The organism is Amycolatopsis sp. NPDC102389, assembly GCF_044765885.1.
Classification (GTDB): Bacteria; Actinomycetota; Actinomycetes; order Mycobacteriales; family Pseudonocardiaceae; genus Amycolatopsis.
In genome coordinates this window covers 104,423-123,348 of the sequence record NZ_JBIWKX010000005.1, presented here as the reverse complement: position 1 = coordinate 123,348, position 18,926 = coordinate 104,423, and the positions used below count along the sequence as shown (strand labels likewise).

At 68.7% G+C, this 18,926-nt stretch carries 20 protein-coding genes; 7 read left to right on the top strand and 13 right to left on the bottom strand.

Annotated elements, in window-relative coordinates:
- The first annotated feature begins 135 nt into the window (after positions 1–135).
- The 4 genes from ACIRGA_RS07105 to ACIRGA_RS07090 all read left to right on the top strand — a co-directional run bounded on the left by ACIRGA_RS07105 (position 136) and on the right by ACIRGA_RS07090 (position 2,645).
- Positions 136–492, top strand: a complete 357-nt coding sequence (locus ACIRGA_RS07105; protein ID WP_400937561.1) for a hypothetical protein — start codon at positions 136–138, stop codon at positions 490–492.
- A 222-nt stretch (positions 493–714) separates the two neighbouring features.
- Positions 715–1,368: a S1 family peptidase gene (locus ACIRGA_RS07100; protein WP_400937559.1), complete on the top strand. Its 654-nt coding sequence runs from the start codon at positions 715–717 to the stop codon at positions 1,366–1,368.
- A gap of 22 nt (positions 1,369–1,390) precedes the next feature.
- Positions 1,391–2,389, top strand: coding sequence for a LuxR C-terminal-related transcriptional regulator (locus ACIRGA_RS07095; protein WP_400937557.1), 999 nt, complete (start codon positions 1,391–1,393; stop codon positions 2,387–2,389).
- A gap of 124 nt (positions 2,390–2,513) precedes the next feature.
- Positions 2,514–2,645 carry a hypothetical protein gene (locus tag ACIRGA_RS07090; RefSeq protein WP_400937555.1) on the top strand — a complete coding sequence of 44 codons (132 nt, stop codon included), beginning with the start codon at positions 2,514–2,516 and terminating at the stop codon, positions 2,643–2,645.
- On the opposite strand, the gene ACIRGA_RS07085 is transcribed toward ACIRGA_RS07090, so the two are convergent.
- The 3 genes from ACIRGA_RS07085 to ACIRGA_RS07075 all read right to left on the bottom strand — a co-directional run bounded on the left by ACIRGA_RS07085 (position 2,635) and on the right by ACIRGA_RS07075 (position 4,722).
- Complete coding sequence (locus ACIRGA_RS07085; RefSeq protein ID WP_400937553.1) at positions 2,635–2,865, bottom strand: hypothetical protein; 231 nt, start codon at positions 2,863–2,865, stop codon at positions 2,635–2,637. The genes ACIRGA_RS07090 and ACIRGA_RS07085 overlap by 11 nt on opposite strands.
- Before the next feature lie 55 nt (positions 2,866–2,920).
- On the bottom strand, positions 2,921–3,673 hold the full coding sequence (locus tag ACIRGA_RS07080; protein ID WP_400937551.1) for a trypsin-like serine protease: 753 nt from the start codon (positions 3,671–3,673) through the stop codon (positions 2,921–2,923).
- Positions 3,674–3,747: 74 nt separating this feature from the next.
- Positions 3,748–4,722 carry a LysR family transcriptional regulator gene (locus ACIRGA_RS07075; RefSeq protein ID WP_400937548.1) on the bottom strand — a complete coding sequence of 325 codons (975 nt, stop codon included), beginning with the start codon at positions 4,720–4,722 and terminating at the stop codon, positions 3,748–3,750.
- 98 nt (positions 4,723–4,820) lie between these two features.
- Between ACIRGA_RS07075 and ACIRGA_RS07070 the strand changes: the two genes are divergently transcribed.
- The gene (locus tag ACIRGA_RS07070; protein ID WP_400937546.1) at positions 4,821–5,780 is read left to right on the top strand and encodes a M64 family metallopeptidase; all 960 of its coding nucleotides are present in this window, start codon (positions 4,821–4,823) and stop codon (positions 5,778–5,780) included.
- 7 nt (positions 5,781–5,787) lie between these two features.
- Here the strand turns inward: ACIRGA_RS07070 and ACIRGA_RS07065 are convergent, their stop codons facing one another.
- From ACIRGA_RS07065 to ACIRGA_RS07045, 5 genes are all read right to left on the bottom strand, one after another.
- Positions 5,788–6,237 carry an SRPBCC family protein gene (locus tag ACIRGA_RS07065; RefSeq protein ID WP_400937756.1) on the bottom strand — a complete coding sequence of 150 codons (450 nt, stop codon included), beginning with the start codon at positions 6,235–6,237 and terminating at the stop codon, positions 5,788–5,790.
- Between the two features lie 74 nt (positions 6,238–6,311).
- On the bottom strand, positions 6,312–7,202 hold the full coding sequence (locus tag ACIRGA_RS07060; protein ID WP_400937543.1) for a helix-turn-helix domain-containing protein: 891 nt from the start codon (positions 7,200–7,202) through the stop codon (positions 6,312–6,314).
- A gap of 10 nt (positions 7,203–7,212) precedes the next feature.
- On the bottom strand, positions 7,213–8,268 hold the full coding sequence (locus ACIRGA_RS07055) for an LLM class flavin-dependent oxidoreductase (RefSeq protein ID WP_400937541.1): 1,056 nt from the start codon (positions 8,266–8,268) through the stop codon (positions 7,213–7,215).
- A 79-nt stretch (positions 8,269–8,347) separates the two neighbouring features.
- On the bottom strand, positions 8,348–8,959 hold the full coding sequence (locus ACIRGA_RS07050; protein WP_400937538.1) for a SecDF P1 head subdomain-containing protein: 612 nt from the start codon (positions 8,957–8,959) through the stop codon (positions 8,348–8,350).
- 18 nt (positions 8,960–8,977) lie between these two features.
- Complete coding sequence (locus ACIRGA_RS07045; protein ID WP_400937535.1) at positions 8,978–9,973, bottom strand: YbhB/YbcL family Raf kinase inhibitor-like protein; 996 nt, start codon at positions 9,971–9,973, stop codon at positions 8,978–8,980.
- Positions 9,974–10,049: 76 nt separating this feature from the next.
- On the opposite strand from ACIRGA_RS07045, the gene ACIRGA_RS07040 reads away from it, so the two are divergent.
- Together ACIRGA_RS07040 and ACIRGA_RS07035 are read left to right on the top strand one after the other, a co-directional pair.
- Entirely contained in the window at positions 10,050–10,682 is a 633-nt protein-coding gene (locus ACIRGA_RS07040) for a GntR family transcriptional regulator (RefSeq protein WP_400937754.1), read from the top strand.
- A gap of 139 nt (positions 10,683–10,821) precedes the next feature.
- A complete protein-coding gene (locus ACIRGA_RS07035) occupies positions 10,822–13,500 on the top strand; it encodes a beta-N-acetylglucosaminidase domain-containing protein (protein WP_400937532.1) in 2,679 nt (892 codons plus the stop codon).
- On the opposite strand, the gene ACIRGA_RS07030 is transcribed toward ACIRGA_RS07035, so the two are convergent.
- From ACIRGA_RS07030 to ACIRGA_RS07010, 5 genes are all read right to left on the bottom strand, one after another.
- Positions 13,481–14,362, bottom strand: coding sequence for a hypothetical protein (locus tag ACIRGA_RS07030; protein ID WP_400937530.1), 882 nt, complete (start codon positions 14,360–14,362; stop codon positions 13,481–13,483). The genes ACIRGA_RS07035 and ACIRGA_RS07030 overlap by 20 nt on opposite strands.
- 13 nt (positions 14,363–14,375) lie before the next feature.
- Positions 14,376–15,671, bottom strand: coding sequence for a choice-of-anchor B family protein (locus ACIRGA_RS07025; protein WP_400937527.1), 1,296 nt, complete (start codon positions 15,669–15,671; stop codon positions 14,376–14,378).
- Positions 15,672–15,757: 86 nt separating this feature from the next.
- Complete coding sequence (locus ACIRGA_RS07020) at positions 15,758–16,567, bottom strand: alpha/beta fold hydrolase (protein ID WP_400937752.1); 810 nt, start codon at positions 16,565–16,567, stop codon at positions 15,758–15,760.
- Positions 16,482–16,835 (bottom strand): epoxide hydrolase N-terminal domain-containing protein, encoded by a 354-nt coding sequence (locus ACIRGA_RS07015; RefSeq protein WP_400937524.1) that lies wholly within the window; start codon positions 16,833–16,835, stop codon positions 16,482–16,484. The genes ACIRGA_RS07020 and ACIRGA_RS07015 overlap by 86 nt, the downstream gene beginning before the upstream one ends.
- A gap of 428 nt (positions 16,836–17,263) precedes the next feature.
- On the bottom strand, positions 17,264–18,517 hold the full coding sequence (locus tag ACIRGA_RS07010) for a DUF222 domain-containing protein (protein WP_400937521.1): 1,254 nt from the start codon (positions 18,515–18,517) through the stop codon (positions 17,264–17,266).
- Positions 18,518–18,926: the final 409 nt, after the last annotated feature.

The window sequence follows — 18,926 nt, the reverse complement described above, 5'->3', positions numbered from 1 at the left end:
GTACGCGCGTTCTCCGAATGCGGACAGACTTGACTGCTTTTCCTTGCGGCAACGGAAGGCGCATCCATGCATTCCACGAATACGGTGCACAGTTGTACACTCAACGTAGGCTAGCCGCGTGGAGGTCGATCCCTGATGGACGTGACGAAAACCCTGAGGTCCGCGCTCACCGGGACGACGACCGAGTCGAGGTCCGCGGTCCGGGAGCTGCGACGGGAGACCGAAGACCTCGTGGCGCGCCGCGCCGGCCGGACGGCGAACCGGCTCACCGAACTGGGCGAACGGCTCGCCGATCTGATCCTGGTCTCGGGGAGCAGGCTCGCGGGACTCGCCGACCGGCACAGCGAGCCCGTGGGCGAGGGCGTGCGCCGGGAAGCGGGCCGGATCGGCGAGTCGGTGGAGCGGTTGTCCGCCACGTTGTCGGACCGGGCCATCCTCCTCGCCGAGGAACTGCTCGATCCGCGGCCGTCCGGGAAACGCCGCCGTCGTTAGTCCGTGGCATATCGGTGCCATCGGCACTCGAGTGCCGAAAGCCCGGGTCTCGTGCCGCACGGCGCGGCCTTCTCCCGTCTTTAGTCGCTATCAACCGCCGTATCCGCTTGCCTAGCATGGGAAAACCGGTATCGGATCCGGCCGGGAGATCCCCGGCGATCCGCCGTGGCTGTAGACGGGCGACCCGTCGATCTCCCATTTCCCCTGCATTGGAAGGCATCCATGCGCATCCGAGGTCTCCTCACCGCCCTGCTGTGCGCGGCCGGGCTCACGACGGTCGCGCCCGCCGCCGTCGCGGCCCCCATCATCGACGGCGAATACGCCCAGTCCGGCCCGTGGGCGGCCATGATCGAACAGAACGGCGAGCAGTGGTGCTCCGGTTCGATCATCAGCGCCCGCTGGGTGCTGACCGCCCAGCACTGCATCGACGAACCCGGCGCCGAATACTCCGTCCGGGTGGGCGACGTCGACCATCGGGCCGGAACGTACGCCGTGGTGGCCGGCATCTACACGCCGTCCAGCGGTGCCGACATCGCACTGTTGAAACTGGACCGCTCGGTGAGCACGACGTACGCCTCCCTCGGTAACTCCGTCGCGGTCGGCGACACCGAATACGTTTATGGCTGGGGCTACAACGAAGACGGCGATCTGCAGCGCTATCTCAAGGTCGCCCGGATGACGGTGACCAGTGTCGGGAGTGGACTGATCAAGGCCCGCCGGGGCAACGGGCTGACCAACGGCGGCGACTCGGGCGGGCCGGTCTTCGTCGGCGGCAAGCAGGTCGGCGTGCACATCGCCGGCAACAAGGTGGACAGCTCGACGCACACCGGCATCTCGGCGAACCGCACCTGGATCCGGAACACCTCGGGCGTCTAGGCCGCTGAGAGGCAGGTGGGAAGTGGCATCGACGACTCCTCCGGACGGCCTCGGCTCGCAGCTGAGCAGGCTGGGCCTCGGCGAGATCGCCGCCCGGATCTACCGGCGGATGCTCGAAAGCGCGCCCGTCACCGCCGAGGACCTGGCCTGGCGGGAGGACGCACCGGAGGCCGTCCTGCTGGCGCTGAAAGAACTGACCGACGCCGGCCTCGCGGTGTCGTCCGGAGTGGACGGAGACGAGTACCTCCCGGCGAACCCGAGTGAGGCACTCACCGCGCTGACCACGCGAAGACAGGCGGAACTGCACGACGCGCGGCTCGCGGTCCAGACCGCGTACCGCGCCTTCCGGCGCGCCCATTCGGAGATGCCGAACGCGCAGGACCTGCTCGAAGTGGTCACCGGCGACGCCATCATCCCCCGGCTGCAGCATCTCGCGACCACGGTGCGGCATCAGGTGCGCCGTCTCGATTCCCCGCCCTACTTCACCGGCGGGCGCCGGAATCTCCTGGAGGAGGAGCAGCTGCGGCGCGGGATCGGCTACCGCTGTGTCTACAGTGGAGCGTCGTTCGGCGATCCCGGCTACCTGGCCGCCAACATCCTGCCGTGCCTGCGAGCCGGTGAGCAGGCCCGCCTGCTGCCCGAACTCCCGGTGAAACTGACGCTTTTCGACGACCGCGCGGCCACCATCGCGCTGACCATCCGCGAGGCCGACCGCAACCAGTCGATCGTCATCGTGCGCCCCTGCAGTCTTTTCTCCGCACTGGAAGGGCTGTTCGAAACGTCCTGGGCGGCGGCGCTCCCGATCGACCGGCGGGGACGGACGTCCGGACAACCGATCCGGCCGGTCGAGCGGGAGTTGCTGATCCTGCTCGCCGCCGGGCGCAAAGACGACGAGATCGCCGCCGAACTCGGCGTCAGCAGACGCACCCTGTTCCGCTACCTCGAAGCCCTGATGGACCGCGCGGGCGTCTCCAGCCGGTTCCAGCTGGGAGTCTTCGCGACGCACAACAACTGGCTCTGACGACCCCGCGTTCAGTCCTCTGAATGCGGGTAGCCCTCACCCGGATGGGGTCACCCGGAACGATCATCCCCGCTGCGGCGAGCGCGCGGACAGCGGAAGGTGATCTTGGAAGGAGGGCGTCATCATGGGGAATCACCGACACCACACCGGCACCGCGTCGCTCCGGATCGCCACCACCGGCCTGCGGGTGTTCGCGGTCGTCGTCGCGATCGCGGCCTGCGCCTGGCTCGCGCTCTGGCTCGCGTTCACCCTCTGAGACCGGCCGGTCCCGGCTGGGATTCGGGCGGGCTCTCGGGTTCCGGCACGGGGCGGTCCGGTCCCGGATCGGGGACCCGTTCGGGCACCCCGGGGTCCGGGACCGGCTCCGGCCTGCCCGGGTCCGGCACCGGCTCGGGGATCCCGGGATCGGGGACCCCGGGATCCGGTGGCATGGGGTCCGGCGGCGCCGGAGGAGCGGTCGTTCGAGGACTCGTCATCGCACTACCTCCTGCTCACGCCACTACCCGATGCACCATCGGCCGAAACGGTCCGTTAGCCCGTATGGGTGGCGATCCAGTCCGCGATGACGTCCGCGCGGGAGGTCGTCTCGACCCCGGCGTGCGGGCAGTCCGGCCCGGCGGCCTCCAGCGAGACCAAGGCACCGCTGTCGCCTCCGGGGACGAAGTACGGCGCGCCCGAGTCGTAGGTGCAGGCACTGGTCGTGATCGACGGCGCGGCGCCGCGGACTCCGACCGTCGTCGGGGCCACCGTCGCCACCTGCACGGTGCCTTGCTGCATCCGGGTGGCCGGAGCGGGATTCTTGGCGGTCAGGCTGCCCCAGCCCGCCAGGGTCAGCTGCTGGCCGACCTTCGGGAGCACCCGGTTCACCGTCAGTGGGGTCACCGTCGTCACCGGGGTGTCCAGCTTGATGAGGGCGACGTCGTTTTCCTTCGCCTGCAGCACTTCGGTCGCCTTACGGGCCACGCCTGATTCGATCGCCTCGTCGACCAGGCCCAACGTCACCGTCGTCGGATACGGCACCTTGCCCGCGACCCGCTTGCGGTGCGCGTCGTGGAAGCAGTGCCCGGTGGTGACGACCCAGCCCGGCGCGATCAGCGCGCCCGTGCAGTAGCTGCTGTAGGTCGAACCGTCGGGGCGTGGGATCTTCGTCATCGCGATCTTCGCGACGAACCCGAACCGCCCCGGTGGGACATCGGTGCCGTGGGCGACGTCCGGCGCGGCGAGCGCGGCCGGAGCGGTGGTGATGGTCAGGACAGCAGCGGCCAGCAGGGCGCGCAGACGCAATTTCTTACCCTTCGTCGATGAGGTGTCCGAGGCTAAGACCCCCTGCCCGACAAGGGGAATTCCCCGACCAGGTGTCACCCGATGGCACGCCTGCCCTCGATCGGCCCAGCGCGACGGGCGAGCCAGTGGCGGTAGGGAAGGCTGGTTTCGGTGTCGGACCGGTAGGCCGCCTCGGCCGCCGCGATCAAGGCTTCCGAGTCCCCACCGAAGGCACCTTCCGCGCTCCAGGCGATCAGATACCGCATCCACAGCGGGTCCCCCGCGAGCGGCAGGATCGCGATCCCGGGCGACGAGGGAAAGGTGACCTGGCACGGGGAAATCGCCCGGCCCGCCGCGATCAGGCGTTGCAGGGGGCGCAATTCCGTGCTCCGGTGCGCGACCTGCGGCCGGAATCCCGCACGGGCACAGGCTTCCTCGAAGCACTCCGGCCACCCGGCGCCGTCGGGTGGTCCGAGCACCCACCGTTCCCCGGCGAGGTCGGCGAGGTCGATCTCGCCGCGGCGGGCGGCCGGATGGCCGGCGGCGATCGCCACGAACACCGGTTGCGTGGCCAACGGCCGCGACGCCACCCCCGGGGCCGACGGCAGGAGGTGGCCGGGATAGTCGGCGACGACCGCGGCGTCGAGTTGCCCGCCGGCCACGAGATCCAGCAGCCTCAAGGGCGAGAACTCGGTGGTCACCGAAACCGCTTGTCCCCGGCCGGAATCGCCGAGCCGGTCCGCCAGCTCGACGACCATGGAACCGCCGATCCCACCCAGCGCGACAGGACGTTTCTCGCCGTCTGACAGGAAACGCACCGCGTCCCGGTGCATCGTGTCCGCCGCGGCGAGGACGGCGCGGGCGCGGACGAGTACGCATTCACCGAACGCCGTCGGGAAGACCCCGTCCCGCCCTCGGACGAACAAGGTTCCCCCGAACGCGCGCTCGATCCGTTGTACGGCGGCGGTCAGCGCGGGCTGGGTGCTGCCGAGCCCGATCGCCGCGCGCGTGATGCTGCCCGCGTCGGCGACGGCGCACACCACTCGCAGGTGACGCAACTCGACGTCCATCACGCGGACCTTATGGCCACTTGGGATGTGCCGGAAGCCGTCGAAAGTCGGGATCGTTTTTCGTACTCCTCTCCTCCCTTCCCCTGCAAGGAGTACGCATGCGACGTGCCTGTCTCATGGTCGCGCTCACCGCCACCCTCGTCACCGGGTTCGTTCCCGCGACGGCGTCGGCGGCTCCCCGATTCACGACGTCGATGGAGGCCTTCGAACCCGGAGGAACCATCACCCGGGTGGACGTCACCCGGCCCGCTTCGGACCGGGCGGCCGCGCCGCAGCGGATCACCACCGCCGCGGTGACCCCGATCGAGACCAACGGCCCCAGCGAGACCACCTTCGACCTGGTCTTCGTCGGCGACGGCTACACCTCCACGCAGCTGGGCACGTACTCGCAGCATGTCCGCTCCAGTATCGCGGCGCTGTTCGCCATCGAGCCGTACAAGAGCTACCGCAAGCAGTTCAACCTCTGGCAGGTCGACGTCGTGTCCCCGCAGTCCGGCATCACCAACGACCCGACCCAGGGCGTGCGGCGCACCACCGCGCTCGGCTCGTACTTCTGGTGCGGCGGCATCGAACGGCTGTTGTGCGTCAACGAAACCAAGGCGAACCAGTACGCCGCGGCCGCGCCGGACGTCGATCAGGTGATCATGCTGGCGAACACCACGAAGTACGGCGGCGCGGGCGGCGGGGTCGCGACCTCGTCCGGCGGCAACATCCAGGCCAGCCAGATCGTCGCCCACGAGCTCGGGCATTCCATCGGCGGGCTCGCCGACGAGTACGACTACGGCACGTGCGACACCCGGGAACCCCGTGAGCCCAACGCTTCCGCTCTCACGGCCCAGCAGATGAAGGACCGCCGGGCCAAGTGGTACACCTGGCTCGGCAAGCCCTCCCCCGACGGCGGCACGGTCGGCGTCTTCGAAGGATCCCGCTACTGCAAGACCGGGATGTACCGCCCCAGCGTGAACTCGCTCATGCGCACCCTCGGGCAGCCCTTCAACCCGCCCAGCACCGAAGCGATGATCGCGGGCTTCCATCGCGAAGGCGCCGCCCGGCACTGATTCCCCGTCATGGCCTCCGGACCGGGCCGCCGGCGTGACCGGCGAGCCCGGTCGCCATGTCCCGCATGAAGCGGCGGAGGTACCACCGGAAGATCAACGCGCTCCCCTTGCCCACGCGATACGTTCCGTGCCAACGGATCCGGGTGCCACCGCCGGGTGTTTCGCACAGGTCGACGGCGGCCTGGTAGTCGACCATCACCGGCACGTCCACCCCCTCGTAGGCGAACCGGCGTCCGGGATCGAGGGCGGTGATCCGTTCCTTGGTGACCGTCTTGCCGGTACGGAACGCCCGGACCGCGCCGACCTCGTCTTGGCCGTCGACGGAAAGTCCTTGTGACGCGGCGACTTCCAAGGAACCCACCCGCGACCAGACCGGCCAGCTGCGGGCGTCCACCAACAGTGCCCACACCGCGGCGGGCGGCGCCGTCGATTCCGCGGTGACGTCGTACGACTGCATTCCAGAACTACTCACCCGACTCACCCTAGGAACGGGCGGGCGGAGTCACCATGTGCCGGGTTGCGGCGCGGTGATCAGGAATTGCGGTACTCCGAGGGGCGCGATCCGGTGTGTTTCAGGAAAGCGGCCGACAAGGCGCCGGGAGTGGCGAATCCGCATCGTCCCGCGATCCGGGCGATCGGGAGATCGGTGCCCCGCAACAGCCTTCGCGCCTCCTCGATCCGGAGCCCGCCGAGGAAACGGTGTGGTGTCCGGCCGGTCTTCTCCTTGAAGACCCGGATGAAGTGGTAGACGCTCAGATGTACTTCGCCGGCGATTTCGGCGACGCTGAGCGGATCGGCCAGCCGGTCACGCATCATCGCGATGGCCGCGCGGACACGCTCGTCCTCCCGGCCCGCGCTCGGTGGGCCCGGCTTCCGCGCGTGGCGGGTGAGCAGGTGCACGGTGAGGAAGGCGGCCGCGGATTCGGCGTAGAGGTCGTCATTCTCGCGCGCGTTCCCGACCGCCCGGACGAGCTCGTCGAGCAGCGGATCTCCCCCGGCCACGGACGCCACCATCGCCTCGTGGTCCACCGCGCGGCCGCCCAGCCGCGCGGCGACCGACTCCACCGTGGTGCCCGGGATGTGCACCTGCAGGCTGCGCATCGACTCGTCCCCGCGATAACGGCGCAGCAGCGGCCTGCCGGGAACAGCGAGTTCGAGCCGTCCCGGCGCCCACTCGTGCCGGCTCCACCGGCCTTCGCCGCAGGTCTCCATCAGCGCCCGCCCCGCCAGCGGCAGGACCAGATGCAGATCCGCGACGGCGGGCAGCCGCAGGTCCTCCGCGACGGGAACGTGCTCGAACCGCTGGACGAGCAGCGACTCCCAGCCGGAATCCTCCCAGCTGCAATAGGTCCGCCGGACATAGCGGGACATGTCGAAACCGGTGTAGGGCTGAAGGTCGAATCGCTCGGAATCGAACACCACGGCTTCGAGGCTAGCCGAGCAGTTCCTTCACGCGCGGGATGACCTGCTCGCCGTAAAGGCGGATGGAGTTCAGACGCTGCTCGTGCGGAAGCGCGCCGACGCTGTACTTGAGCTGGAATCGCGACAGGCCCAGGGTTTGCACCGCCCAGGCGATCTTCCGCGCGACGGTCTCCGGCGAGCCGACGAACAGCGCGCCGCGCGGGCCCGCCATGACGTCGTAGTCGGCGCGGGACATCGGGCCCCAGCCTCGTTCGGCGCCGATCTTGGCGAAAGCGGCCTGGTGATGCGAAAAGTGCTGGGCGACGGCCAGCTCGTCGGTCTCCGCGACGTGGCCCGGGCTGTGCATCGAGATCGGCAGCTCTTGGTGGCCCGCCTCCTTCAGCGCGCGCCGGTACAGGTCGGCGAGCGGGGTGAACCGCTCCGGCGACCCGCCGATCACCGCCATCACCAGCGGCAAGCCGTACGCCGCCGCGCGGACGACCGACTGCGGGGTGCCGCCGACCCCGACCCAGGCGGGCAGGCTGCCCGATTCGGTGACCGGGAAGGCCTGCGCGCCTTCGAGGGCCGGGCGGACGGTCCCGGACCAGTCGACCGGTTTCTCGCCTTGCAGATGCGTGAACAGGTCGAGCTTCTCCGCGAACAGCACTTCGTAGTCTTCCAGCGAGTAGCCGAACAGCGGGAACGACTCGGTGAACGAACCCCGGCCGAGCGTGACCTCCGCGCGTCCCCGGGAAACCGCGTCCAGCGTGGCGAACCGCTCGTACACCCGCACCGGGTCGTCCGAGCTGAGTACCGTGACCGCCGTGCCCAGCCGGAGCCGTTCGGTCTGTCCCGCGATCGCGGCCAGCACGACGTCCGGCGAGGACACCGCCATCTCCGCGCGGTGATGTTCGCCGACACCGAAGTAGTCCACGCCCACCTGGTCGGCGAGGACGCCCTCGGCCACGACCTGGCGAATGGCTTCGGCCTGGCTCACCGGCTGGCCGTCCGCGGCGTTCTCGACGTCGCCGAACGTGTCCAGGCCGAAGGTCGGCGCTTGCCGGGTGCCCAGGATCTCGTAACCCATGTCCAACTCCTCAAGTAGTTGAACGCTCAAACGTCGGGTGCGGTGATCGTATTCCGCGCCGGTCGGGGAGGTGGCGGGTTCAGGCGCCGGCGATGTCGCGCGCCAGCTGACGGGCGTCGTCCATGGTGAACTTGCCGGTGATCTGGGTTTGCCCGCCGGTGATGGCCGACTGGATCATCGGCGCGGTCAGCACCCGGCTCTTCAACACCATCGCGACCTGCTTGCCGACGTTCGCCGCGGTCCAGTCGGCCCACGTCCGCGCGCCCGCGTCGGTGAAACTGAGCCCGATGAGCGGGCCTCCCGACCGCGTATCGAGCTGGGCGCTCGCCCGGCTGAGGTCGGCCCCGGTGAGGAAGGCCGGGCCGAGCAGGTATTTCGTACCCTGCACACGGTCACAGCTGACCAAAGGGAGCGCCGGGTCGTCGCGGCCGTCGAGCGGATCCGATCCCGCCGAGCAGTCCAGCGCCGCCGCGGCGGCCTGCTGTCCGGCGGGATCCGTGCTCTGCCGGTCGGTCGCCGCGCCCGTCGCCTGGCCCGGCGGCAGCTCCGCCAGGACCGGACGGAATCGCAGCCGCGCCCCGTCCTTGATCGCGAAACTGTCGCCTTCGGGCTCGGCTTGGCCGGAAACCCCGCCCTGGCAACCAGTGACACCGAGCAGGACGAGGGCGACCGCTACGAGGATTTTCCGCACCGGGACATTCTGTCGTGTTCAGTGTCCGAGCGTGGGCGAAACGCTTCGACGCCGCACCGTCCGCTCGAGAATCCCGAGCGTGGCCTTGAGCGCGGACTCGGGGACCACGGGGAAGGTGATGCGGTCCTTCCACTCCTCGCCCACCTCCGACCAGTCGTAGTACGACGTGACCAGCGTGCCGCCGTCGGCAGGCTCCAGCCGATAGCCGTAGATGTGCCGGGCATGCGGCCGGATCCGGCCTTCGACGGTCCAAGCGATCTCCTCGCCCGGAGTGAGCGTGGTGATGACGACCTCGACGTCGTATTTGCCCAAGGGCACGTCCCCGAGCGCTTCCCGGTCCATGTGGACCACGAACCGGTCGCCCGCCTGCTCGACCGGGTCCCCTTCCGCGTCGAGGAGCATCCCCGACGCGTCGATGTCGACATGCCCCTTCGGATCGCTCAAGACCGCGAAGATCGCGTCGGCGGACGCGGGGATGAGCCGGGAGACCTCGATGCGTTCGGGGCCAGGGGTTTCCGCCGTGGCGGTCAGGACCGCGCGAGCGAGAACGTGCGGGGCCATGGTGAAGCCTAGAAAGGCGGGCGTGCAGTCGGCCGGGACGCCGAGCGACTCGACATCGAGGGCGTGCACCACGACGAAGTAGCGGTGCACGCCGTGCCCGGCGGGCGGCGCCGCACCGAGAAAGCGGGCGAGGCGGGCGTCGTTGGGCACCTGGAAGGCGCCTTCGGGCAGCGCGGAGCCGGTGTCGTCTCCGGCGCCTTCGGGCAGCTCCGTGACGGCGGCGGGGATGTCGGCGACCTCCCAGTGCCAGAAACCGGAACCGGTCGGCGCGTCGGGATCGTAGACGGTGACGGCGTAACTCTTGGTGCCACGCGGGGCGCCGCTCCAGCTCAGCTGCGGCGAGACGTCCTTTCCGGCCCACTGATCAGGCGACCAGGCGGCACCGTCGGCGACGGAAGTACTGGTGACGGTGAAGGAAGCCACCTCGGGGAGTCTCGCGAAGGGATCGTTCATAAATCGACCATAACACGAATAATCGATTATCAGCCGGTTCGTCTATACTTCGCCGATGGCCTCATCGGACAAGCAGATGCTCTCCGAGCAGGTGTACACACGCCTGCGGGACGCGATCATGCGCGGCGACCACGCCCCCGGCGCCGCGCTCAAACCGCAAGACCTCGCCAGGGAACACGGCGTGAGCCTGGCGGTCGTCCGGGAGGCGCTCGTCCGCGTGGTCGGTGACGGCCTAGCCGACAGGCTCCCCAACCGCGGCTTCGCCGTCCCCGCCTTCTCCGACCGCCGCTGGCAGGAGATCACCGAAGCCCGCCGGACCATCGAACCGCACGTGCTGCGGCTCTCCGTCGAGCGCGGTGACCTCGATTGGGAAGCCCGCGTCCGCGCCGCCCATCACCGGCTCAGCCGGACGCCGCCGTTCGTTCCCGAAGAAGGCGAATACATCAGCGACGCGTGGTCCGAAGCCCACCGCGTCTTCCATCGGACCTTGCTGGACGGCTGCGGGAACCCCGTCCTGCTGGAGACCTTCGACCGGATGTGGACCGCGAGCGAACTGGCCCGCCGCTGGGCGGCGCACCGCGCTCCCGGCCGCGATCATCTCGCCGAGCATCGCCTACTGGAGGAAACGGCACTCGCGCGCGAGGCCGACGCGGCGGCCGAAGCACTGACCCAGCATCTCACTCTGACCGCTGCCGCCTTGGCCGAGTAGCCGGCCGTCCAGTCGGAAAATCACCCAGACCGACCTAGCCCAGGTCATCGCATCGGGTGTTTGCTTGCTCACAGAACGTCGTTGATCGACGATTTGGGGGCCACCGATGTCCTTCCGATGGGTATTCCGACTCATTCCGGTGACGCTGCTCGTGACCGCGGTGGCGGTGGCCGTCCCCGCGCCGGCGAGCGCGGCCCCCGCTCCACCCCTGGCGCAGGTTTGGCCGACACCGCAGCAGGTGACGCCGCGATCGGGGCAGGTGACCATCCCGCGCACCGTCGTCGAAGTCGTCGGCGCGGGCACCGATCCGTCCGCGCTCGCCGTCGTGGACCAGGTCCTCCGCTCGGCGGGCGCGAGCACGATCGTCAAAATCAGCGACAACGATCAGGCCGCCGTCGACCGGGAACGCGGCAACGGCGGCCTGGTCGTCTTCGTCGGCGGGCCCACCGAAAGCAGGGCGACCGCCCTCGCGCTCGCCGCCCTCCGCATCGACGGCCCCGAAGGCCTGTCCCCCGGCGGATACGTCCTCGCCGCCAACCGCGGAGTGCTCGCACTGTCCGGTGTGGACACCGCGGGGACGTTCTACGCCGCGCAGTCGTTCCGGCAGCTGTTCGCGTCCGGCAAGAGCCGCGCGTTCGGTATCCGCGACTGGCCGGCGGCACCGCTGCGCGGCGTGATCGAAGGCTTCTACGGCGCGCCGTGGTCACACGCCGATCGGCTGGCACAGCTGGACTTCTACGGCCGCACCAAGCAGAACATGTACGTCTACTCCCCCAAGGACGACCCGTTCCTGCGCGCCCGCTGGCGCGACCAGTACCCGCCCGAACAGCTCGCGCTGCTCTCGCAACTGGTGAGCCGCGCCGCCGCGAACCACGTCGAGTTCACCTACGCCCTCTCCCCCGGCCTTTCCGTGTGCTACTCCTCCGACGCCGACAAGGCCGCGCTGGTCACGAAGTTCCAGTCGCTGTGGGACATCGGGGTCCGCTCGTTCGCGATCCCGCTCGACGACATCTCCTACACCCGCTGGAACTGCGACGCCGACGCCGCGAAGTTCGGCACCGGTGGCGCGGCCGCGGGCGCGGCGCAGTCGTTCCTGCTCAACCGTGTTCAGCAGGACTTCATCGCGCCGCATCCCGGTGTCGAGCGGCTGCAGACCGTCCCGACCGAGTACTACGACCTCGCCGACTCCCCGTACAAGACCGCGCTGCGCACCCAGCTCGACAAGGCCGTGATCGTCGAGTGGACCGGCGTCGGCGTGATCGCCGGGCAGATCACCGAGAAGCAGGCGCGGCAGGCGAAAGAGGTGTTCGGGCACGACATCCTGATCTGGGACAACTACCCGGTCAACGACTACATCACCGAACGTCTGCTGCTCGGCCCGTACATCGGCCGTGAACCCGGGGTCGCGAAGTACCTGTCCGGCATCACCGCGAACCCGATGGTGCAGGCAGAGGCGTCCAAGATCGCCGAGTTCACCTCCGGTGACTTCCTGTGGAACCCGGACCGGTACGACCCCGACAAGTCCTGGCTCGCCGCCATCGCGGACCTCGGCGGGCCCACCGCGCCCGCGCTGAAGGTGTTCGCGGAGAACAACTATTCGAGTCTGCTCGTCCGTCTCGAAACCGGGAAGCCGGATCTGGATTCACCGGTGCTGCGGCCACTGCTGGCCGCCTTCTGGACCGCGCTGGAGAAGAAGGACCCGTGGGACGCGGCCGCGAAACTGGATCGCTACCTGACCTCGATGGCGTCCGATCCCGAAGATCTGCGACGCGGCATGGCGTCGAACCCGAAGTTCCTCGCCGAGGTCGGACCCTGGCTCGACCAGGTCGGGCTCTACGGTCAAGCGGGCAAGCACGCGGTGCGGATGCTGCTCGCCCAGCTCGACGGCGACGGCGCGAAGGCCTGGGCCGAACGCGGCGAACTCGTCGCCGCGCTCAAGCAGGCGCAGGCGATCCGCGTCCCGACCTCGCGGGGACCGCGTAATCCGAGCACCTGCACGGCGGTCTGTGTGCCGTTCCTCGACAGCGCGCTGGCCACGGCCGACCGCTGGTTCGGCCTGCCGGGGATCCGGCCGCGGCCGACGACGTCGCTGGGAACCTACACCGACAACGTCCCCGCCCGGATGGTCGACGGCGACCCCGAGACCTACTACTGGAGCGACTGGGCGCCGCGGATCGGCGCCACCATCGGGGTCGACCTCGGTACCGCGCAGCGGGTGTCCCATGTGGACATACTGATGGGAAAGCCGACCAGCCCGGACGACTATGTCCACAACGGTGTCCTCGAATACTCCGCCGACGGTACCCAATGGACGACGGTGAAGACCGTCACCGAGCCGGTGATCTCGGCCGATCTCCCCGACGGCGCCGAAGCCAGATTCGTCCGCTTGCGCACGACCGGCGCTCAGACCTTCTGGGTCGTGGTCCGGGAATTCGCCGTGTCCACACCGGACAGTCCTAAGTACACCGTCACCGGCACTCCGATGGGATCGAACCTGGCCGCGGCGGCGGACAACAACGCCGATTCGCTGTACACGGCGGCATCGGCGCCGACGGACGGCGACGCGCTCGTCGTCGCGGCCGTCACGCCGAAGCCACTGGCCAAGGTCGTCGTCCTGGCGGCGGACGCCGGTGCGGGCGCGGACGTCCAGCTCGCGGACGCCTCGGGTGGCTGGCACACGATCGGCAGGATGTCGGGCGGCTACACGGAACTGCCCGCCGAGGGTGCCGTCACCGACAAGGTCCGGCTCCTCTGGTCGCCGGGAGGCGCGGCACCGAAGATCGCGGAGGTCGTCCCGGTCAGCCCACCGCGACCGTGATGGCGGCCGTGTGCACCCGCCCGCCGTGTGAGAACTCCAGGAACAGCCGGTACTCCCCGCGTTCGGAGAACAAGGCGTGGAAGGTCAGCTCACCGTCGACCAGCGCCGCGCCGAGCGGCTGCGCCGGATGCAGATGCGTGGCCGACAGCAGCATGGTGTGGAATCCGGTCAGGTGGCCGTTGGCACCCAGATGCGGGTCGACCGCGGTGACGGGCGCGCCGTCCGGGCCGCGGAGGGCGAACCGGAGGACCTGCGCCCGCATCGACGGGATCCGGGCCGCGCCGTCCACGCGCGCCACCCGGTATCCCGTGGCCGTCACGGTGTCGCCCGCCGGAGCGGGCACCGGCACGAAGGTCGTGTCACCGGGCACGGTGAACGGGACACCGAGCACCACCGGATGCTTCGGATCCTTGGTGTCGAGTGGGACGAACTCGGCGAACATCCGATAGGCGCCACCGTCGGTCAGTGCGAGGTTCGTGTGCCAGATGTCGCCGTCCAGCCTCGGATGCACGTGCTGGAAGACGTTCATGTCGTCGCGCACGGCGAAGAAGTGCATCTGTTTGGTCTGGTTGTCCAGGAACCGGGTCACCGGCCGTCCGTCGGGGCCGAGGATCCGGAACGCGACCGGCACCTCGGCGCCGCGGACGGCGGGTGTGGTGACCCGCTCGAACCGGTAGCCGCTTTCCGCCTCCGACAGCCCGTCGCTGTGCGCGGCCGGCAGCAGATCCGCCGTCACGACGGGCTGCTGGTGAGCCGAATGCGCGGAGCCGGGTGTCGGTTTGAGGGCGACGAACACCGCGGCCGTGCCGATCACCAAGGCCAGCGCGAGGAACAACCAATCCGTGAGCCGGGGTTTGCGCACGCCCAGCCCCCGGTCACTTGCCGCCGAGGTTCGGCTTCACCACGACCAGGCCCTGTTCGATGCCGTTGACGATGACGATGCCGCTGGAGAAGTACGGGTAGTTGCTCCACGCCCCGTTGAAGTTCGCCGAGTCGCCCGACGGGTAGATGTCGAAGTAGCCGACCTCGGACAACTTCGCCGAAGCGACCCCGCTGACGTCCAGGATCCGCAGGCCGGCCTGGTAGTTCGCCTGGTACGAGTACTGGCCCTTGATGTACTGGTTGTGGTCGATCGCGGTGGCGGGCGAACTGTAGACGCCGGTGTGCACGGGAGCGGACAGTTTGGCCAGGTCCCAGACGTAGGTCTTGGTGCGCTTGTCGGTGCCGCGCGACTCGTCCAGCTCGTCGTCGAGCAGGAAGTAGCGCTGGTCGCCGGTCAGCCAGCCCTGGTGCGAATACTGCGCGCCCGAGTAGCCCTTGCGCGAGATCTGGACCGGCCTGGCCTTGTCGGTGACGTCGACGATGGTCAGCGTGTCCTCGTTGGCGTTGAAGCAGATTTCCTTGCCGCTGTAGGCCGTGTCCGGTCCGCGGTAGACGACGCACTGCGTGTCGTGGGTGTAGCCGTCCTGCGAGACACAGCCCGCCTTGGCCGGGGCCTTCGGGTTCCGGATGTCGACGACATGCGGTCCGCCGCTGCACGTGTTGGAGCCGATCGCGTAGGCGAAACCGGTCTCCTCGTTGATCGCGATGTTGTGCGCGGGACCGAATCCCTTGTACAGCGCGTCGGCGGTGAAGGTCTGCGGTGTGGTGACCGTGCGCAGCCTGGTCAGGTCGAACACCTGCATCCCGTGCCCGGTGATGAAGTCGGCCACGATGAACGCGTGGTCCTTGTACACCTTCATGTCCCGCCACGAGCTGCTGCCGCCGTTGGAGGGCAGGTTGCCGAGGAACTTCGGCGAGGTCGGGACGCTCAGGTCGACGAACGCCGTGCCGTTGGTCCGCCCGACGATGGCGTATTCCTTGCCGGACGAAGGATCGGTCCAGCCCCAGATGTCGTTGCCGTTCCCGCCGCCGAGGCCGGACAACGGAAGCACGCTGAGCAGGTCGACGTTCTTGCACGGGTACTTGTCGGCCTTGCCGTTGACGCAGGGAACACCCGCCGCGGTGCCGGTGACGGCGTGCCGTTCGGCCGGGACGTGGTCGGCCATGAAGGTCCGGGCCGCCGCCTGTCCCTCCGCCGTCTCCGGATCGTGCGCGGAGGCCGCGGTCATCGACAGCACCAACGCGGAGGCCGTCACCACGGCCAGTCCGATCGTGCGCACGATCTTCATCAGGAGCTCCTCACAGGGGGTTCCGGTTCGCCATCCGACGATAGGAGCACCCGTTCTCGTCGTATCCCTCCGAAGGTCTGATGCTTTTAACCGTTTTGTCGGAGACCCCGGAACGCGTCCCTGATCTCGGAGACCAGCAGATCCGGCTGCTCCAGTCCCGGGAAGTGGCCGCCGCGGTCCAGTTCGTTCCACCGGCGCAGGTCGCGGTAGCGCCGCTCCGCCCAGCGTCGCGCGGTGGGCCAGGGATCGGCGGGGAACAGCGAGACAGCGGTGGGCACGGTCACCGGCCGGGCGTTCTCCTCCTCCGCGCTGCGCGGCACCCATCGCATCGCTTCCCAATACCAGCGAGCGCTCGAAGCACCGGTACCGGTCAGCCAGTACAGCGCGATGTCGTCGACCTGGTCCGCCACACTCACCCCGCCGCCGGCTTCCGGCCGATCGTCGGCGTAGGCGGCGAACTTCTCGCCGAGCCAGGCGGCGAGCCCCGCCGGGGAATCGAGCAGCGAGTAACCGAGGGTCTGCGGGCGCGTGCTCATGAGCATCCCGAAGCCGTATCCGTCGGCCAGGTGCAGGTCGCGACGGCCGAGCATGCGCTGTTCGTCCGCGCTCGGCGCAGTCCGGTCCTCCGGCAGCGGCGACGCCGAGGGCATCGTCAAATGCAGACCCGCGACGCGTTCGGGAACGAGGCGCGCCAGTTCCGTGCTGACGACGGCACCCCAGTCACCTCCGTGGGCCCCGAAACGCTCGTGGCCGAGCACGGTCATCAGCCCGGCCCACGCCTGCGCGGTCCGTCCCGGATGCCAGCCTCTCTCACGAGGCCGTTCGCTGAAACCGAAGCCCGGCAACGAAGGCACGACCACATGGAAGGCGTCGCTCGCGGAACCCCCGTGGGACACCGGATCGGTAAGCGGCCTGATCACCTTCTCGAACTCGAGGATCGAGCCGGGCCCGGTAGTGGGGAATCGTGTTCCATCGGATTTCCCTTGCCCGCCAGTCGTGTTCCCGCCACGCCTCAAGCAACGCCGTCAGCCGGTTCAACTCGATTCCCTGGGTCGCGTCTGGGACCGTCTCGGGTTCGGGAAGGCGTACCCGGGCCAGACGAGCGTGAAGGTCGGCCAGTTCACGATCGGGCACGTGGATGGTGAAGGGTTCGATTTCAGGCATGGCGCCGAACGTACGGTCGGGTGGCGGCTCTTCCCATGCCGTCGATTGGGGTTCAGCGGTCAGGGATTGCTCAGTTTTGCCGGCGGTCGGTGATCTCGGTTTCGTAGTCCGGTCAGAGGCGGAAACGGGCCTCGATGTAGTCGCCGACGCGGTCGGGTTGACGTTCGATCATGTCGGCCCGTGCCATCGAGGAAGGCTGGACGGCCGTAGCGGTCTGGCCAGTCGTAGCGACGTCGAGGAGGCCGTGTGGATCCGAAAACGTTGATCACGCCAGTATCGAGTCGGCCCGCGACCACGCCACTGCCCGTACCGTCCAGAGCGGCATCCGGCTCCCTTGCATGACCTCGGTCCAAGCGGCGATTTCCGGTAGCCGTCCGCGGGCATGCCGAGGAGCCCGTCGCCGGCGTGGCTGGCGGGCTCCTCGGGGTTCAGACGTGATGCAGGGTGTTGCGCCGGGGTTGTCGCAGCGGATCCCGGTATTGAGGTGGAATGAACTCCGGTAACCCATCGGCCGCCATCCGCACTTCCCAATCGCCGTGATGAATCAGCCGGTGATGAAAAGCGCACAGCAGCACCAGATTCCGCAGATCCGTGGGCCCGCCATCCACCCAGTGATGAATGTGATGGGCGTGGCAATTCTTCGGCTTCCGATGACACCCGGGGAACGCGCAGCCCCCGTCGCGGATGTTCAACGCCCGCCGCTGGCCGGGGGTGACGAACCGTCTGATCCGCCCCACGTCGAGGGGTTCCCCGGCGGCGCTCATCACGACCGGCAACATCAGGCAATCGCAAGCCGCGAGCCGCGCTTCCCGGGCGGTCATCGTCCCCACGAAGTCAAGACACGCTGTCCCGAGACCAGATTTCAGCTCCTCAAGCCCGATCGTGACGTGCACGAGGGTGCGGTAGCCGCTGGTCCCCGGCTGATCCGGGCACGCGATCGCCAGATCGAGAACGTCGACCCACGCGTCCCCCATGCGCTCGCACTTCATCCGCAGATCCGCCTGCCCGAACTCGTCCACCGGACGAGGCTGGGCGTACGCATCGAGGACGGCCGCGGTGCGGGCACCGGTCTCATCATCGAGCAGGCCGGTGAGTTTCCAGAACCCGTCCTTACGGCGCTCCAGCGTGATCTCCCGGCGCGGCTCCTTCGGCTCGGGATCCTTGGGCTCCTTGCCGTCCGGGTCCAGCCAGCCCAGCAGGCTCATCTCAGCGTCAGCGAGCTGACGGGGACCGGCATTTGGGGCCAGGTTCGCGAGGATCTTCTCCGCACTCTCCCAATCCTCGGCAGAGGTGTCGGCCGGAAGTCTCTTCAAGATCTCCAGGATCTGATCGATCCGCTCATCCCCGACCAACCCCTCCGCCGCCACCGCAGCGGTCGCGGGAGCAACAGGCGGCACTTCGGTGCCGTCCAACGCACGCGTCGGATTCAGGGCAAGGGCCCGCTTCACCACCGCACCCGCCTCACCGGCCGACAACCCCGCTATATCGGCGAACCAGGCAGCCGTCCGGCCATACCCGTACAAGTCTTTCGAGCCCCGACACTCGATCTCCGCCAGAAACTGCCCCAAAGCAGCAGTCGCCATCCTGATCACCTGCAACGACTGCTGCACACCCTGCGCAAGCTCCAGCTTGCCAGCGCGCCACAACTCCTGCGGCAACTCGGGAAGGAAGGTCTCGGACACCCCTCAATAATACCGCAATCCAGCCGAACATGTGTTCGTAATTTTAAGCGACAATCAATCTGAACAAATGCCACTGAAGGGTGATGATGCCATTTACGTTCAGGTACCTACAGTGGCGAGGCGAAAGCGAGGTGCCGTGAAGGACTCCTTGAGGGACCCAGAGTCCCTCAAGGACGGAACTCAAGGTCCAGATCTATTTGAGGGGTAAGTCAAATATGGCGTGCCGCGAACCCTTTGTGGCCGGGTCCGCGCCGACCGACGAGGGTCGATCGGGCTGCGAGTGTCCACATGGGACACGTTTCGAGCTGAAAGCGTCCGGTTCGGGAACTTTGCGCATCTTCGCGCGGGGGTGGGGGGGGGGGGGGGGGGTGTTTTTAGAAACCAACAAACAAAACAACCCCAAAACAAC